An 18,011-nucleotide genomic window follows, 5' to 3' on the forward strand; every position below is an offset into this window, starting at 1 on the left:
ACAGCGCACAAAATGTTATAATAAACGTAGAAAAGAATATGTGCAATTCCAACAGAGCAGCGATGTCAGTCTTATCACTCTTTCACAATAAAACAGCAAAGGATTGGTTTTATGGCTCTGGACGGAGCATTTTTATATACAGTCAGGAACGAACTCCTTCCCCTCATCGGCGGAAGGGTCGAGAAAATACATCAGCCCTCCCGTGAGGAGGTCATCATCTCTATCCGCACAAAAAACGGCAGCAAAAAGCTGTACATCTCCGCCAACGCGGGCAGTGCGAGAGTCCACATTACGGAAAACACTGTGGATAATCCCCAGACCCCGCCCATGTTCTGTATGCTTCTCAGAAAGCGTCTTGGCAGCGGCAAGCTTATTGATATACGTCAGGACGGTCTGGAGCGTATACTTTTTCTGGACTTTGAGTGCGTAAACGAGCTGGGCGACATAGTTACCGTCACCCTTGCGGTGGAGATAATGGGGCGCTGCTCCAATCTTATAATAGTAAGCGGCGAAGGCAGAGTCATCGACAGTATCAAGCGCGTCGATGAGGAGATGTCCCGTGAGCGAATGGTGCTTCCGGGAATGGAGTACACCCTGCCGCCGCGCGATGACAGGCTGAATTTCCTTACCTGCGAGCCTGAGGAGATAAAGGAGCGCCTTTTTGCAACTCAGCCCAAGGAGCTGTCAAAGGCTCTCATACGCATTTTTGAGGGCATTTCTCCCATACTTGCCCGTGAGTGGGCTTACTTTGCAGGCAGGGGAGTGCACATCGAAAGCGATACCATCAGCAGCGACCAGCTTGACCGGCTGCTGTTTACAATAAAACGTACCCGCGAGCAGGTACTCGAAGGCGAGTGCTGTTTCTCGGTGGTCAGCGACAAGGAAGGTCAGCTGAAGGATTTCTCCTTCGTGCGCCTTTCACAGTTCGGAACACTTATGTATACCAAGGAGCTCTCGGGTCCTTCGGAGCTTCTGGACTATTTCTATTCGGAACGCGACCGCGCAGCCCGTACAAAGCAGCGTGCCAACGACCTTTTCAAGCTGCTCATGAATCTTACAGACAGGACCTCAAGGCGTATCGCCGCCCAGCGTGAGGAGCTGGATGCCTGTGCCGACAAGGATCGCGCAAAGCTGTTCGGAGACCTTATCTCCGCAAATATGTACCGCATACAGAAGGGCGACAGCAGCGCTGTTGTGGAGAATTCCTACGACGAGGAGTGTCCGCAGGTGACTATCCCTCTGGACGTGAGAAAGACTCCCGCACAGAACGCCCAGCATTACTACGGCGAATACAAGAAGTCTGTCACAGCTGAGGAAAAGCTGGCGGAGCAGATACAGAAAGGCGAGGAGGAGCTTCAGTATCTTGAGAGCGTATTCGACTCCCTCACCAGAGCTTCCTCCGAAAACGATATAATCCAGCTGAGACTGGAGCTGCGTGAGCAGGGCTATGTCCGATACGCAGGCGGAAAGGCGAAGCCTCCGAAGGCTCTGCCGCCCATTGAATACAAGTCCAGCGACGGCTTCTCCATACTTGTGGGACGAAATAACAAGCAGAACGACCAGCTGAGCCTTAAATTCGCGGAAAAGACCGATATATGGCTCCATACTCAGCTCATCACGGGCTCTCATGTCCTTATTCTTACCGACGGAGAGACTCCTCCCGACAAGACCATCGAGGAGGCTGCGGTGATAGCTGCTGTGAACAGCAGCGGCAGGGATTCGGGACTTGTCCCCGTGGACTATTGCCTTGCACGCTATGTAAAGAAGCCCGCTGGCGCAAAGCCGGGCAAGGTCATTTTCACAAACTACAAGACCGCTTTTGTCAAGCCCGACCGCGAGCTTGAACAGAGCCTGAGGGTATGATATGAACAAGAGGATAGACCCCGAGTTCTTCCACCGTGATGTTCTGGAGGCTGCTCCCGACCTTGTGGGGAAGATACTTGTGCACCGTCTCCCCGACGGTACGGAACTCCGCGAGCGCATAGCTGAGGTGGAGGCGTACAGAGGCGAGGAGGACAAGGGCTGCCACGCCGCAAAGGGACGCACCAAACGGACAGAGCTCCTCTACGGTGAGAGCGGTATTATATATGTATACCTCTGCTACGGTATGCACTGGCTGATGAATGTTATAACAGGGGAGAAGGATCAGCCTCAGGGACTGCTTCTCCGTGCAGGCGCAAGATTTGACGGACCTGCAAAACTGACAAAGAATATGATGATCGACGGAAGCTTCAATGGTATTGATCTTCGCGGCTGCGAGGACATCTGGTTCGAGGACGACGGTTTCCGTCCTGACATAAGGACTGCCCCGAGAGTAGGCATAGACTACGCAGGGGAGTACTGGAAGGACGTAGAGTGGCGTTTCATCGGAAGCGAGGAGTGATGTTGTGAATATACGGTGTTTAGGTTGTAATTCCATATATGACAGCAGCTCGGTCTTTCGCAGGGCTGCAACAGGCGAGTACATGATAATGCTGACAAAGAGCCGATGCCGCTTCGATATAAACGGTCTCACCATGAGAGTGCCATCGGACGCCTTCATTATCTGTGACGGAAGGCTGCCCGTGGTCTATGCTGCTGATGACAGCCCTCTTATCTGTGACTGGATATGCTTTGACGGCGAGGACGAGAAGGAGTTCATAGACGCTCTGGAGCTGATATTCAACCGTCCTGTGCTCTTTGCGGATACGGATTTTATCGGCGAACTCATGCGCAATATAGCTTCGGAGTACTATTCGCTGGCTTCGCGGAGAGCAAAGATGCTTGAAAATCTTATGCGGCTGCTGCTTGTAAAGGCAGGGGACGCCATGAACCGCGGCGGCGAGAAGGTACAGACCTCCGAGCCTCACTACGCAATGCTCATTGAGCTCCGTGAGAAGATCTACCGCAATCCGCAGATGAAGTGGAATGTGGATACCATGGCGGCGTACGTGAGTATGTCACGTTCATATTTCCAGCACCTTTACCGTGAGACCTTCGGAGTGTCCTGCATTGCCGATGTGATCAGCGGCAAGATAGAAAAGGCGAAGGAGATACTCACCGAGACGGGCTGCACTGTTTCTCAGGTGGCAGCCATGTGCGGCTACGACAACGAGGAGCACTTCATGCGCCAGTTCAAGAAGATAGTGGGAGTGACCCCCACCCGATACAGAAAGCAAGTATAAAAAAGGCAGCTTATTGGCAGTGCCTTTTGAAATAGACGTTAAAAAATCAACGAAATGACGGCGTTTGTGTCAATTATTGCGGAACACTGTTCAAAAATTGCTAAAAATAAGTTTTAAGGAGGCATTTAATCTTAAAAACTTACATTTATAACATGTTGAAACTGTGAAAAATCAATAAAAATATATGAATTATTGATGTACAAATACAGAGAATGAACTTTGAACAGCAGCTTCTGACAGAAAAATCAGCTCCTGAAATGACGTAATATAGCTGAATTCATGCGGTGTGTGAAAAATTGCGGTGGGGTATTGAAGATTTGGTGAATTTTTAGCAAACTTAAGACTATTTTAAGGAAACGTCACTATAATATAATCAAACGATACGAAAGGAGTGTGAGCTTCGGGCGGCAGGACCGCTGCGAAGGCGATTATGGCTATTAATACATTCGCTCGTAAAGAGATCAAGTTCCTCCTTAATATGGATCAGTATCACGGACTCATGGAGGTCATAAACCAGTATATGAACCCCGACAAATTCTGCATAGGCGGAAAAGAGTACGGCATTTACAACATCTATTATGATACACCGGATGATTTTCTTATAAGAGAGTCACTGTCAAAGCCTTATTATAAGGAGAAGATCAGGCTCCGCAGCTACTATTCACCTGCGTCACCTGATGATACAGTGTTCCTTGAGATAAAGAAAAAGATCGGCGGCATCGTTACCAAGAGGAGAGTGTCCATGACTCTGGCTGAGTCAGATGCTTATCTCCGTGACCGTTCAAAGCCCGAGTGTACAAAGTACATCACCGAGCAGGTTTTCAGAGAGCTGGACGTGTTCCTCAATAACTACCCAATAGCTCCCAAGCAGTATATCAGCTATCAGCGCGAGGCTTTCTTCGGAAAGGACGACGGAGACTTCCGCCTTACATTCGACAGAAAGATCACCGAGCGCCGCTATGATCTGGGACTGAACTACGAGAGCTACGGCAACTACATAATCGGTGCTGACCAGAGACTCATGGAGGTCAAGGTCTCCAATGCGATACCCGACTGGCTGGTAAATAAGCTTTCAGAGCTTGAGATCTATAAGACCAGCTTCTCAAAATACGGAAGAGCCTACCAGAACTTCATAAAGAGCCAGGTAGAGGGCGCTCAGCAGGCGTCGGGAGGCAGGCCGCGTATATATATATCGGGGATCTCAATGGTAAACAATAACATCATTATGAACAGGAGCGTATAATTTTATGTTTGAACATGGTTTTTTCGGAAATGTACTTTCAAAGTATTATGAAAGTGACTCGGTGATCAACAGCAGCAGTTCTGCTTTGAGTACCATCAAGCCCGGGGAATTCTTCCTCTGTGTGGGAGCGGCACTCGTTATCGGCTTCCTTATAAGCCTTATCTACATAGTTACCCACAGAAAAGAAGGCTATTCACAGAGCTACGTGCTTACTATGATAATGCTTCCCACTATCGTATCACTGATCCTTCTCCTCATCAATACTACTGCGGGTGCTCTCAGCCTTGCAGGTGCATTCACTCTTGTACGATTCCGAAGCGTGGCGGGAGATCCGAAGGACATAGCCTATATCTTCTTCGCGATGGCAGCAGGTGTTGCCTGCGGAATCGGCTACCTCGGATTTGCTATCGTATTCTTCATCATTCTTGGCGCTGTAATGTTCGTTCTCAGCGAGACTGATTTCGGCGGCTGCAAGAAGAGACACATGACCCTGAAGATAGCTATCCCCGAGAACCTGGACTATCAGGGAGTTTTCGAGCCCGTGCTTTCAAGATACACAACATTCCACAAGCTCAGAAGAGTCAAGACCACAAACTTCGGTACACTGTTCGAGCTCATCTACAGTGTTGATGTTCTTGAGAACGTTGACCAGAAGAAGTTTGTTGACGAGCTCCGTGCCCTCAACGGCAATATGACCATCAATCTCGTATTCTTCAAGTACGATGATAAGATCTACGAAAACTAAATAGAAATAAAGAAGAAATACCACCCTCTTACTTAAAAATTTGTCAGACTTGATATACTTTGAGTCTGGCAAATTTTGTATATGGGGAAAAAGGAGTGCTTATTATGAAATATAGAAGGTTAATGGCGGCAGCTGCAGCAATGGCGATCATGGCATCAATGGCGTCATGCGGAAAGGACAAGAAGTCCGGTACAGCGTCCACATCAGACAGCCCGGCGGTTACAGACACTAATTCAGCCGTTAGCGATACTACTACCGATGACAAGGAGGAGACTACTGACTCCGAAGGCAAAAAAACTACCACAAAGGCTAAGGAAAAGGACGATAAGTCTGAGACTACGACCACGAAGGCAGGGGAGAAGAAGGCTGATACCACAACAACAGCCAAGAGCGGCTCGTCAGGCAGCAACAGCGGCGGAAACTCCTCCTCAGGCGGCAGTAACTCCTCCGGCGGCAGCTCCTCGGGAAACAGCTCGGAAGGCAGCGGCGGCAGTACCTCGGGCGGCGGTTCGGGTGACACAGGCACGGTCAAGGAATATACTGCCGAGATCGTCCTTGGCAGCACTCCTAAGGTAACAGGCAGCAACGTGACCGTAAACGGCTCCACAGTCATCATAACAGCAGAAGGCGATTATATCTTCTCTGGAAGCGTTTCCGAGGGACAGATAGTCGTAAAGACAGGTGTTGCAAAGACTGAGGACAAGGTCACGATAGTTCTTAACGGCGTTGATATATCGAATTCTTCCCAGCCTGCAATATTTATAGAGGAGTGCAAGCGCTGCACTATCAAACCGAAGGAAGGCTCTGTGAACTACGTTTCCAGCGGAGTTGAGAAAAAAAGCGCTCACGAGACGGGAGCCATATTCTCCAATGATACTATAAAGCTCAAGGGCAACGGTGAGCTGAATATCACCGCAACAGCTTCTTACGGCATCAACAGCGACGATGACGTCGTCATCGAGAGCGGTACATATAATATAGATTCTCGTAAATCAGGCATTATCGCCAATGCTGATGTTACAATAAACGACGGAAATATCCATGTCAAGTCCGGCACAAACGGCATCAAGTCCGAGGGAACGCTCAACGTTAACGGCGGCTATACCGTTATCTCGGGCGGTACCAAGGAGGAAAAGAGCGCTATATATGCCTACAGCACATTCAGCTACACGAACGGCTATCTCTATGCGGCAGGCAACAAGGTGTCCACTCCCACATATTCCGATCATCCTTACATAGTTGCTGACCTTGGCGAGGTCGTTGGCGGAGGCAGCACAGTGGAAATGGTGCTTGACGGAACACAGGTAGTGTCCATGGAACCACACAATGAATTCCGCTGTCTGATGATGCTCTCACCCGATATATATGAGGGTTCAAATTTCTACACAGTAATCAACGGGAACAGCAGCAGCGAATTCAACGTATCTGGGGGACAAAACCTGTTTTCACTGAAATAACAACGAATTTTCATAAATAAAATGTAAATTGAGAATATCAGAAAACATATTAATAAAAAATTGACAATAAAAAATAAGAAAAAAGTGAGAAAACTACACAATAATCTATTTTTGTTTATAAACGTATATTTACAAACGGGCAGTTTTGCAATATAATAATATCAGCAAATGAAGATTATTGGTATTCAATATCAAGTACCCTCCCCTCTCATGTGCTTGATAGTGAGTATTAGTTCACTTGCACGCCATAGAAATAGTTTTGTCAAGTAATAAAACTAACCCCTTTCATTTGTAATTTTTTCATGTTTTCTATTCTCAATAACTTATTTTAACTTATTGTCTATGGCTCGGTCCACAGTGCTAAACGATGAAAATCGTTTGGGCCGAATTATCCGCTCCTCGTGAGCGGACTTTTTTTACTTTGTGAAATTTGCGTGAAAGATTATATAATTCGCTTGACAAATTCTATAATCTGTGTTAATATGAATATAACAGAGAAGGGAAGTGATGTACCCGTGAAAAAAAGTGTATACAGCCTCGTCCTTATGGACGATGTTATAAAGGCGGTGGATCAGCAGGCGTACCGTCTCGGCACCAGCCGCTCCAACCTTATAAACCAGATACTTGCAGAGCACCTCTCCTGCGTGACTCCCGAGATGAGAATGAGAGAGATTTTCGCGCAGATGACAGAGCTGATGAACAGCAGCTTCCGCATACAGGAGCAGCGCTCACCGTCCCTTATGACGGTAAAGACAGCGCTGGAATACAAGTACCGCCCTACTATTAATTATAAGGTGGAGCTTGAACGCTCGCCCCAGCAGTATCTCGGCACCCTGAGGGTCAGCATACGCACCCAGAGCGCGGCGCTCATTGATATGTTCCACAGCTTCTTTGCTTACAGAGCAAAGCTTGAGAACAGCTATCTGAGGCGTCTGGGCATAAACAGCTACAGCTGCGAGATAGGCGACGGAAGCTTCTCGCGCAGGCTCATAAATACAGGTGCTCTTACGGGCGAGAAGGCAGGAGAGGCGTTAGGTGAGTACATCAAGGACCTTGACCGTGCCGTAAAGACTTATTTTGCAGCTCCCGAAGCCTTTGGCGAGAATGCTCCCGTGCTTGAGCGGGACTACCGTGCATTGCTTGAGCGGTACATTATTTAGGCAGGCAAAGAAAAAAGGATAAATACGAAAAATAAGAATGGAGGATATTGATATGAATGCAGAGAAACTTACTCAGAAGTCGATCGATGCTGTAAGGAAGGCTCAGAGCATAGCCGTTATGAAGTCTAACTCGGTTATCGAGCCTATACACCTGCTTGCAGGACTTGTACGTCAGGAGAACGGTCTTATCCCGCAGCTCCTGAAAAAGATGAATATAGATGAGGATATTTTCGACAGCGAGGTGGAGAAGAAGCTCAACGGACTTCCCAAGGTAACGGGAAGCGGCAGGAGCAGCAATCTGGGCATTTCAGCCGAGTGCGACCGCGTACTTACTTCCGCTGAGGGGATAGCCGCTAACATGAAGGACGAGTTCGTGTCCGTAGAGCACATCATGCTCTCCCTTATCGAAAGCAAGGACAGGGAAGTGTCACAGCTTTTCAGTACCTTCAACATCACAAGGGACAGCTTCCTCAGCGCACTTATGTCCGTAAGGGGCAATACCAGAGTTACAAGCGAAAATCCGGAGGACACCTACGATGTTCTGACTAAGTACGGTCAGGAGCTTGTGGGACTTGCCAGGCGCAACAAGCTTGACCCCGTTATCGGACGTGACAGCGAGATACGCAATGTTATCCGCATACTGTCAAGAAAGACGAAAAACAACCCTGTGCTCATCGGTGAGCCGGGCGTCGGAAAAACTGCCATCGCAGAGGGACTTGCCCTTCGTATCGTGGCAGGAGACGTACCCGACAGCCTTAAAGACCGCAAGGTCTTCTCACTTGATATGGGAGCTCTCGTGGCAGGCGCCAAGTACAGAGGCGAGTTTGAGGAGCGTCTGAAGGCTGTCCTCAACGAGATAAAGAACAGCAACGGACAGATACTCCTCTTTATAGATGAGCTCCACACCATCGTCGGCGCAGGCAAGACCGACGGAGCTATGGACGCAGGCAACCTGCTGAAGCCTATGCTGGCAAGGGGCGAGCTCCACTGTATCGGCGCTACCACCCTTAATGAGTACCGTCAGTACATCGAAAAGGACCCTGCTCTGGAGCGTCGTTTCCAGCCCGTAATGGTTGACGAACCCAGCGTTGAGGACACCATATCCATACTCCGCGGACTCAAGGAGCGTTATGAAGTATTCCACGGCGTCAAGATAAGCGATAATGCGCTTATTTCTGCGGCTGTGCTGTCCAACAGATACATCACCGACAGGTTCCTCCCCGATAAGGCTATCGACCTTATTGACGAAGCCTGCGCTACTATCCGTACGGAAATGGATTCAATGCCCACAGAGCTTGATGTTATCTCCCGTAAGATAGTGCAGCTTGAAATTGAGGAAGCCGCTCTTAAAAAGGAGAGCGACAATATCTCTCAGGAGCACCTTGAGGAGATACAGAAGGAGCTTGCGGAGCTTCGTGAGAAGTTCAGCGGCATGAAAGCTAAATGGGAAAACGAGAAGAATGATATATCCGCCGTACAGAAGCTCCGTGAGGAGATAGAGCGCACAGGCGGAGAGATAGAAAAGGCGGAGCGTGAGTATGACCTGAACAAGGCTGCTGAGCTTAAATACGGCAAGCTTCCTCAGCTTCAGAAGGAGCTGGAGGAGCTTGAAAAGCAGGCAGAGCATGACGTTGAAAACGGCAGACTGCTCCGTGACAAGGTAACTGAGGACGAGATCGCAAAGATAGTATGCCGCTGGACAGGTATCCCCGTTTCAAAGCTCATGGAGGGCGAAAAGGAAAAGATACTGGGACTGGAAGGACTGCTCCACAAGAGAGTTATCGGACAGGACGAAGCTGTCACAAAGGTCAGCGAAGCTATCCTGCGCTCCCGTGCAGGCATACAGGCTCCCGACAGACCCATCGGCTCATTCCTCTTCCTTGGACCTACCGGCGTGGGCAAGACGGAGCTTGCAAAGGCACTTTCGGAGATACTCTTCGATGACGAAAGGAACATTATCCGTATCGACATGAGCGAGTACATGGAGAAATTCAGCGTAAGCCGACTTATCGGAGCGCCTCCCGGATATGTGGGCTACGATGAGGGCGGTCAGCTTACGGAAGCGGTACGCAGAAAGCCCTACTCGGTAATACTCTTTGACGAGATAGAAAAGGCACACCCCGATGTCTTCAACATACTGCTCCAGGTGCTTGACGACGGAAGAATTACAGATTCACAGGGCAGGACAGTGGACTTCAAGAACACTATCATAATCCTGACTTCAAATCTGGGCTCACCCTATATCCTTGAGGGTATCGACGAAAACGGTGAGATAACAGACGAGGCACGTGCACAGGTAGAGGGGCTGCTGAAAACTCAGTTCCGTCCCGAGTTTCTTAACCGTCTCGACGAGATAATCTTCTACAAGCCCCTCACCAAGGACAATATAATAAAGATAGTAGACCTTATGCTGGCGGACCTCCAGAAGCGTCTGGACGACAAGCATATCCGCATAAATGTCAGTGACGCAGCCAAGAACTATATCGTTGACTGCGGCTACGATCCCAATTTCGGTGCAAGACCTCTCAGAAGGTTCATACAGCGTAACGTTGAGACCCTGGCGGCAAAGCGTATCATCGGCGGCAACCTGTCCGCAGGGGACGTTATAGACATCGACCTTGACGCCAACGGAAAGCTGATAGCGGACTGACGAAAATGTCATCAGAGTACAAATAAACTGATCGAAAAAGTGAAAATGCTCCCTGAGTGTAAAATTTGCTCCGGGGGCATTTTTTACATAAAATAAGAGAATGTAAAAGTGGATTTTTTATGAATATTTCGGAATAAAATGCCAATAATATACATAATGTATAGCAAAATCGGCAGTACCAAAATTCTGTCAACGGAAAATAGGCAAATTCTATGGCGGTTTTGAATAAAAAACAGGCTGTAAATACCCAAATATAGGTTGATTTGTCATTTTTTCGGGAATTCCTTGACAAATCGTTATAAAGGGTATATAATTCAATTGTAAAATCTTATTTTATGGAGGATAATACTATGACAAAGACCGAATTAATCAGTGCAGTTGCTGAGAAGGCAGACTTCACTAAGAAGAACGCAGAGACAGCTGTAAACGCTATCATTTCAACCATCACAGACGCTCTCGCAGGCGGAGAGAAGGTTTCTATCGTTGGTTTTGGTACTTTTGAGGTTCGTGACCGTAAGGAGAAGCAGGTTATCAATCCCCAGACAAAGAAGATGATGACTGCTCCCGCTTCAAAGGCACCCGCTTTCAAGGCTGGTCAGGCACTCAAGAACGCTGTTAACAAGTAATTCTAAGGAGGAAATAATCATGCCGGATAAGAAGACTGTTGAGACAAAGGCAGCAGAGACAGCTGCTCCTGCTGTGGAGAAGAAGCCCGCTGCTAAGAAGACAGCTGCTGCAAAGAAGCCTGCTGAGAAGAAGGCTGCTGCTGCAAAGAAGCCCGCTGAGAAGAAGGCAACTGCTGCAAAGAAGCCTGCTGAGAAGAAGGCTACAGCTGCAAAGAAGCCCGCTGAGAAGAAGACTACAGCTGCTAAGAAGCCCGCTGCTCCCAAGAAGACAGCTGCTGCTGAAGAGAGAAAGGTTTTCATTCAGTACAACGGCGGTGAGGTAGCAGGTACAGACCTTATCGACAAGGCAAAGGCTGATGCCGGAGTTAAGTCGGCTAAGAGCGTTGTTGTATATGTAAGACCTGAGATCAACAAGGTTTACTACGTAATCGACGATAACACATTCGGCAATTTTGATCTTTTCTGAGAATTATAAAGCTCCGCTTCTGCGGAGCTTTTTTGCGTCGGTTTGTATAATAATAAGGAAAAGGCTCTCCATTGGAGAGCCTCTTTTGTTATCTCATAGCGAGAGTCTTTTTGCCAAGGAGGTGGAGCTGAATGTCCAGAGCGTCATCTGTGGTCATTCCGCCGCCGTTTACGTCGGCATTCTTTCTTCCTGTTTCTGTCATGCAGCGTACATAAGTACCGCCAATATCGTATTTATCGGGGTTTGCCAGAGCCTGCATAATGAGTATCGCATCGGCAAGCTCTATCTTGTTATCACAGTTTGAGTCGCCGTTTCCGAGTGTGGGGTGGGATACTTCAAGGTCGCCTGTAAAGATGTAGTTGGTCTTGGGATTGATATAGAGGACTCCTGAAACTATATCGCCCTTCTGGAGGGGGGCGGGCATATTATAACCCATGTGCATATGAGCGTCCATATCGATGCTGAATGCGCCGTAGCCCTTGATGACAAAGCCGTGGGTGTCGAATCCGTAGCTGAATGCCTCGACCTCACCGTTTTTGATAGGAATGAACTTGCTCTTGCCGTCCTTGGGGGAAATGTATATCCTGAATCTGAATTCGTTTGTATCGTACATTTCCTTCTCGTACTGATCGCCCTTGACGTTAAGATTAATTGCATTTCCGCCGCCGATTACTACTGTATAGGCTTCGCCGCCGTTGAGCTTGCTTATATCGCCGTTAGTGCCCTTGACCTCGCCGGTCATGCCTTCAATAGTGATGAACTTCGGGTCGATATTCTCGATCTCCCAGACATAGTCGGTTCTTACGGTCATTGAATTGCCCTTGTTGGAGAATTTATCTGCCTGGTGGTAGGCGTTTATAACCAGACCGCTGAGGTCGAGCTCCTCGCCCTCGGTGTAGATAGTCTTGGTGGGGAGAGTCCTGATGCTGTCGAAGTGATCCACGCCTGTCATCCACATCCATACCTCTGTCGGGTCTGAGGTAGTGGTAGCTGTAGATGTACTTGTGTCACAAATAGCGGTAGAAGTTGTGGTAGCTGTGGTGGTTATGGGAGTTGTGTCGCATATAGGACCTGTGAACGAAGTAGTTGTAGTGGTTATAGGGTATTCGGTTACCACATAAGTAGTTGTGGAAACGCTGCTTGTACCGGTGCTGAATGATGTCAGTTCGTCGATGAAGGTATCATAGGTGGAGTGCCGGATCAAGCTTACGGAAACCTTGTCGCCTGCTGTAAGGTTTTTGAGCTTTGCGGCATCATCGGCAGGAAGCTTTGTGTAATTATAGCTTCCTTGCTTTGCAAAGGTGATATGATCGCTGCTGACAGCTGTAACGGTGTCTGTGAATTCTGCTGTTTCCATAGTTCCGCACCAGCCGTAGTCGATGTCGTCCTCGCAAACGTACGCACCGAGATTGGTATAGGTCAGATGATTTCTGGGGAAGGACTTTTTGCATTTGTCGCAAATACGTGTTTCTGTTACGGAAAGGCTCTCGATGTAGGTGATGAGATCAACTGAATCTGAAAGCTCTCTGTGGTCAAAAACTATACTGCATTCATCGCCCACGATGAGCTTTAAAGGATTTGTTATCCTGCTCGTTGAACAGCCCTTGTTGAAGAAGAACTTTCCGTGATCCTTGAAGGTGATGCTGTAGGCATCTTTTTCCATGACAAAATCACTGATAGAAAGTCTTTCGGGAGTGGGAAGACTTATAGGCTGTTCATGTGTTACTACTGACGAATTGCCGAACTTGGTAATTGCGCGGACGCCGTCAATAGTCTCGAAGCTGAAGTTCACATTAACGGTATTTCCCTCTGCGAGAGGATTGCCGCCGGGGTACTTCAGACCGTCTATAAGCATAAACAGTCCGTGTTTTTGGAATGAAACAAATCTTGCAGAGCTGTACATAACATAGTCCGTGAATGTAAGCTCGCCGGAGTCAGCCTCGGCACCGCCCTCTGTTACAGTCACATAAGCCTTTGAAGTGTTGCCGTTATAGGTATATGTTATTTCGGCAGTACCTGCCTTGAGACCTGTGACAACAAGACCTGTTGAGTCCACGGAGATGACCGACGGATCGCTTATCTCCCAGGAGTCGGGGGTGGTTATACCGCAGCGTGATATGTAGACAGTGCTGCCTGCCTTCACATCATAGCTTGTCTGGAGCAGAGCGAATGAGCCGCTGCCTGCGATAGTTGTGGTAGTCAGGGCAGGGGCATCGCCGTCAGCTGCGAATACGGTGCTTGCGTAGTTTGCAGTGGGAATGGTCGGAACTGCTGCTATCATAGATGAAGACACAGCAGCTGCAAGGGTAAAAGATAAGATTTTCCTGAATAGCATAAAGATACCTCCTTTACTGGTTTCATGCTTTCTATAACATAGACGTATCAACTCGCATAATCTCTCACATCTTTTTTGGAAATTACAAGAAAATTCTGCTGTAATGACATACATATATAAAAAGATGATGATATTATATATTTATCTGACCGATTGTACCGAGTTCATATAAATAATAGTACAAAAAATCATATTCTGAGTATTATATGTCATTGAAAAGGCTCTGCTTCGGGGATATAATATATACAGTAAGAGAAATAAGCGCCGATAGGGCGCTCATCAGAGGATATTAAAATTTGGAGGGATCACTTATGAAGAACAGTATGCTTAAAAGAAGAGCAGCTTCAATCGCAGCAGCGGCTATGATGACAGTGTCGGCAGCAGTCGGCACAGCAGCTTCATCAATGTCCGTTATCACCGCAGGAAGCGGGCTCACAGCCTATGCAGCCGAAAGCAGCGTGAAGATACTCAGTTCCGCAGGCTTCGGCGAGGGAATGTATGCCACATGGTCATCGGTATCGGGAGCAGGCGGCTACAACGTCTATGTTGACGGCGTCCAGATCGACACCATGCTTGTGAGACAGTACAGCGGCTATATGAGAGCAGATGCCGTGGGACTGAAGGCAGGCAGCCACACAATGCGCATAGTTCCTGTTATAGGCGGCAAGGAGGACAGCTCAAAGGCAGCAGAGGCAAAGGCAGAAGCCTATGCCCATGACCGCAGCGGCTTCGGATTCGTGAACGGAAGCTCCAGCGGTGCCTACAACAATGACGGTACTCTTAAAAGCAATGCCATAGTGATCTATGTTACGGAAGGAAACAAGGACACGGTATCAGCAAGCATCGACTCCACAGGAAAGGGAGCCGCAGCGGTGACGGGCGTGCAGAATATAATCACCGCATACAAGAAGGGCAAGGAGTCAAGACCGCTGAATATCCGCTTTATCGGAAATATCACCGATCCATCCGTTCTCATGAAGGGAGACCTTATGGTGGATACAGTCACAGCAGGCTGCACCATCGAGGGCATAGGCAATGACGCAACTCTCAACGGTTTTGGTCTCGTCATGAAGAACTGTTCCAACGTAGAGGTAAGAAACCTGGGCTTCATGAACTGCAACAGCAGCGAGGGCGACAACTGCGGACTCCAGCAGAACAACAACCACATCTGGGTCCACAACTGCGACTTCTTCTACGGAGACGCAGGCTCTGACGCCGATCAGGCAAAGGGCGACGGAGCTCTTGATACCAAGACCTCTACCTATATCACTCACTCTTACAATCACTTCTGGGACAACGGAAAGTGTAATCTCCAGGGCATGAAATCAGAGAGCACCGAGAATTACATAACCTACCACCACAACTGGTACGATCATTCCGATTCCCGCCATCCCAGAATAAGGACCTGTTCCGTACACTGCTACAACAATTACTTTGACGGCAATGCAAAGTACGGCGTAGGCGTTACCATGGGAGCTTCCTGCTTTGTGGAGAGCAACTATTTCCGCAACTGCAAGTATCCCATGCTCATCTCCCTTCAGGGCTCCGATGATCTTTCAGGCGGCACCTTCTCGGGAGAAGCAGGCGGAGTCATCAAGTCCTTCGGCAACATCATGACAGGTCAGAAGGCGTACACTACCTATCAGGAGAACAGCACTGATTTCGACGCCTATGAGGCTTCCTCAAAGACAGAGAAGATAGGAGCTTCAGTAAAGGCTAAATCAGGCGGAACAGCCTATAACAACTTTGACACATCAAGTGTGATGTACACCTACACAGCGGACAGTGCAGCTGATGTACCTGCCATAGTAACGGCAAAGGCAGGCAGAGTTGACGGCGGCGACTTCAAGTGGCAGTTCAACAACTCGGTTGACGACGAGAGCTACGCAGTAAATCAGGCACTTAAATCTGCGCTCAGTTCCTACAAGGGCACAGTGACCGCAATAGGCAGCGGCTTCAAGGAGGACAGCTCCTCAGCCCCTGTAGTCACAACGTCAGCTATCCCCGTTATCACCACGCAGCCTGTAGTTACAACTATCCCTGTGACACAGCCTGCCAAGACCACAACTGTGCCTGTATCAGTTACCCCGGTTACAGGCGCAAACGTGATCTATGCTTCTCCCAACGGTGGAGGAGACGGTAAGACCATGAATACCCCCACAGATGTTCTTACCGCGATCAAGTCGGTACCTGCGGGCGGCACTATCTATCTTCTCGGCGGCACATATAAATACAGCTCGCCCATTATGATAGAGGAGAGCAACGCAGGCAAGTCTGGCGCATACAAGACCATCGCAGCCTACCCCAATGCGGCGGTAAAGTTCGACTTCTCGGGCGAAGCGGTATCAGGCACTAACCGCGGATTCGTCCTTGACGGCTCATACTGGCATTTCTACGGCTTTGAGATAGCCAATGCAGGCGATAACGGAATGCTCCTTTCGGGCGACAACAATATCATCGAGATGATGGTATTTGACAATAATCAGGATACAGGCTTACAGATCTCCAGATACAATACCTCGTATACAAGTGTATCCCAGTGGCCCACAAACAACCTTGTGAAGAACTGCACCTCACGCAATAACTGCGACGATGCCACAATGGAGAACGCAGACGGATTTGCTGCAAAGCTCACCTGCGGCGAGGGCAATGTATTCGACGGCTGTATCGCTTACAACAACTCCGATGACGGCTGGGACCTCTATGCAAAGACCGAGACAGGTCCTATCGGCAGTGTGACTATAAAGAACAGTATAGCCTTCCGCAACGGCTTTACCGAGAACGGCAGAGGCTACGGTGACTGTGACGGAAACGGCTTCAAGCTTGGCGGCGGCGGAGTAGGTACACGCCACACCGTTGAGAACTGCCTTTCCTTTGAGAACCTGAACTGCGGATTTACCGATAACAACAATCCAAAGTTCGGCGACATGAAGAACTGCACCGCATACAACAACGGTATCGGCGGCAACGGCAAGTCCAATTACATGGTATACCGCTGCGACACATCGGCTAAGTTCAGCGGAATGATGTCCTACATCAACACAGGCAAGGTCTCAAAGACCAACGCCGCAGGCATAAAGGTATCCAATGACAAGTTCGTTGGTATCATGAGCGATTCCGTATATTACAACGCCAAGTATTATTACGCAAAGTCAGCTGTTACCATGACCAACGGCGCTAAGCTGGGCGACATCGTAACACCTGCCGACAGCGACTTCATAAGCCTCAGCGTTGCAGCCATGGGAACAGATTTCCACAAGGCATGGAGAAACGCAGACGGCTCGCCCAAGCCCTCGGGATTTGCCGAGACAGCCTCGGGCAGCACATTCAAGAGCATAGGCTACCACATGAGCGGCGGAGTATCACAGACCGCAACTCCGAACCCCTATGCAGCAGGAACAGCACCTGCACAGACAACTGCTCCCGTGCAGCAGCCTGCGACTACTACAAGCAGCAGTCAGCCTGCACAGAGCACCACGACAACAGTAACTTCACCTGTTGTACCCGTATCCGGCGGCTATGTACACAACTTCACCGAAAACGGTACACAGAGCAGCTTCTACAGCATTACCGGTAACCTCTCTGACGCTAAAGGAACTGTGAATTATGACGGTAAGGCCCTGACAAGATGCCTGAAGATCGAGACAGCAACAGCTATAAGCTTCAACGCTCCTTCAAACGGCAGACTTACCCTCGTATTCACAGAGCCTGCGGCAACTATCAAGATAGACGGTATCAAGTATACATCATCGGGCGACGGTATCATCACCGCAGATCTTTCCGCAGGTGCACATACAGTCGCAAAGGCAGACGCAGCAAACCTGTTCTACATGGTATTCTCGGCAGCTGAGGGACAGCCTGCTGTCACCACTACAACTGCGAAGCCCTACAACGGCAAGGCAGGAGATGTAAACGGCGACGGCACAGTCGAACTTGCTGATGCTATACTCATCATGCAGTCACTTGCAAATCCCGACAGATACCAGATCAAGTCCGAGTTTCGCGTAAACGCTGATGTCAGCGAGCCGGGAAGCGGTATCACAGCCAATGACGCACTGGCTATACAGAAGTATCTCCTTGGCCTTCTGCCAGCTCTCCCCGAGTCCTGAGATCCGACAGGACTTCGGTATAATGATATGATGGAAAAAGGAACCTCCCCATAAGG

Annotated in this window: 12 protein-coding genes; 11 read left to right on the forward strand and 1 reads right to left on the reverse strand. The window is 48.9% G+C overall.

The window, feature by feature from the left end:
- Positions 1 to 111 precede the first annotated feature (111 nt).
- The 10 genes from T488_RS0112735 to T488_RS19895 all read left to right on the forward strand — a co-directional run bounded on the left by T488_RS0112735 (position 112) and on the right by T488_RS19895 (position 11,511).
- Positions 112 to 1,863, forward strand: a complete 1,752-nt coding sequence (locus tag T488_RS0112735) for an Rqc2 family fibronectin-binding protein (protein WP_028521134.1) — start codon at positions 112 to 114, stop codon at positions 1,861 to 1,863.
- 1 nt (position 1,864) lies between these two features.
- Positions 1,865 to 2,383, forward strand: a complete 519-nt coding sequence (locus tag T488_RS0112740; protein ID WP_028521135.1) for a DNA-3-methyladenine glycosylase — start codon at positions 1,865 to 1,867, stop codon at positions 2,381 to 2,383.
- Between the two features lie 4 nt (positions 2,384 to 2,387).
- The gene (locus tag T488_RS0112745; RefSeq protein WP_028521136.1) at positions 2,388 to 3,164 is read left to right on the forward strand and encodes a helix-turn-helix domain-containing protein; all 777 of its coding nucleotides are present in this window, start codon (positions 2,388 to 2,390) and stop codon (positions 3,162 to 3,164) included.
- A 430-nt stretch (positions 3,165 to 3,594) separates the two neighbouring features.
- Complete coding sequence (locus tag T488_RS0112750) at positions 3,595 to 4,407, forward strand: polyphosphate polymerase domain-containing protein (RefSeq protein WP_028521137.1); 813 nt, start codon at positions 3,595 to 3,597, stop codon at positions 4,405 to 4,407.
- Between the two features lie 4 nt (positions 4,408 to 4,411).
- Entirely contained in the window at positions 4,412 to 5,152 is a 741-nt protein-coding gene (locus tag T488_RS0112755) for a DUF4956 domain-containing protein (RefSeq protein ID WP_028521138.1), read from the forward strand.
- A gap of 104 nt (positions 5,153 to 5,256) precedes the next feature.
- Positions 5,257 to 6,609: a carbohydrate-binding domain-containing protein gene (locus T488_RS0112760; RefSeq protein WP_082320529.1), complete on the forward strand. Its 1,353-nt coding sequence runs from the start codon at positions 5,257 to 5,259 to the stop codon at positions 6,607 to 6,609.
- Positions 6,610 to 7,124: 515 nt separating this feature from the next.
- Entirely contained in the window at positions 7,125 to 7,769 is a 645-nt protein-coding gene (locus tag T488_RS17960; protein ID WP_155267218.1) for a hypothetical protein, read from the forward strand.
- A 52-nt stretch (positions 7,770 to 7,821) separates the two neighbouring features.
- Positions 7,822 to 10,419 carry an ATP-dependent chaperone ClpB gene (gene clpB, locus T488_RS0112770; protein WP_028521140.1) on the forward strand — a complete coding sequence of 866 codons (2,598 nt, stop codon included), beginning with the start codon at positions 7,822 to 7,824 and terminating at the stop codon, positions 10,417 to 10,419.
- Positions 10,420 to 10,769: 350 nt separating this feature from the next.
- Entirely contained in the window at positions 10,770 to 11,045 is a 276-nt protein-coding gene (locus tag T488_RS0112775; RefSeq protein WP_028521141.1) for an HU family DNA-binding protein, read from the forward strand.
- Positions 11,046 to 11,064: 19 nt separating this feature from the next.
- Entirely contained in the window at positions 11,065 to 11,511 is a 447-nt protein-coding gene (locus tag T488_RS19895; protein WP_037298046.1) for a DUF6465 family protein, read from the forward strand.
- A gap of 88 nt (positions 11,512 to 11,599) precedes the next feature.
- On the opposite strand, the gene T488_RS0112785 is transcribed toward T488_RS19895, so the two are convergent.
- Entirely contained in the window at positions 11,600 to 13,846 is a 2,247-nt protein-coding gene (locus tag T488_RS0112785) for an Ig-like domain-containing protein (RefSeq protein ID WP_028521142.1), read from the reverse strand.
- A 311-nt stretch (positions 13,847 to 14,157) separates the two neighbouring features.
- Here T488_RS0112785 and T488_RS18965 point away from each other — a divergent pair, with 311 nt between their 5' ends.
- Positions 14,158 to 17,955, forward strand: a complete 3,798-nt coding sequence (locus tag T488_RS18965) for a dockerin type I domain-containing protein (protein ID WP_051536472.1) — start codon at positions 14,158 to 14,160, stop codon at positions 17,953 to 17,955.
- Positions 17,956 to 18,011 lie beyond the last annotated feature (56 nt).

Source organism: Ruminococcus flavefaciens ND2009 (assembly GCF_000621785.1).
Taxonomy (GTDB): Bacteria; Bacillota; Clostridia; order Oscillospirales; family Ruminococcaceae; genus Ruminococcus; species Ruminococcus flavefaciens_C.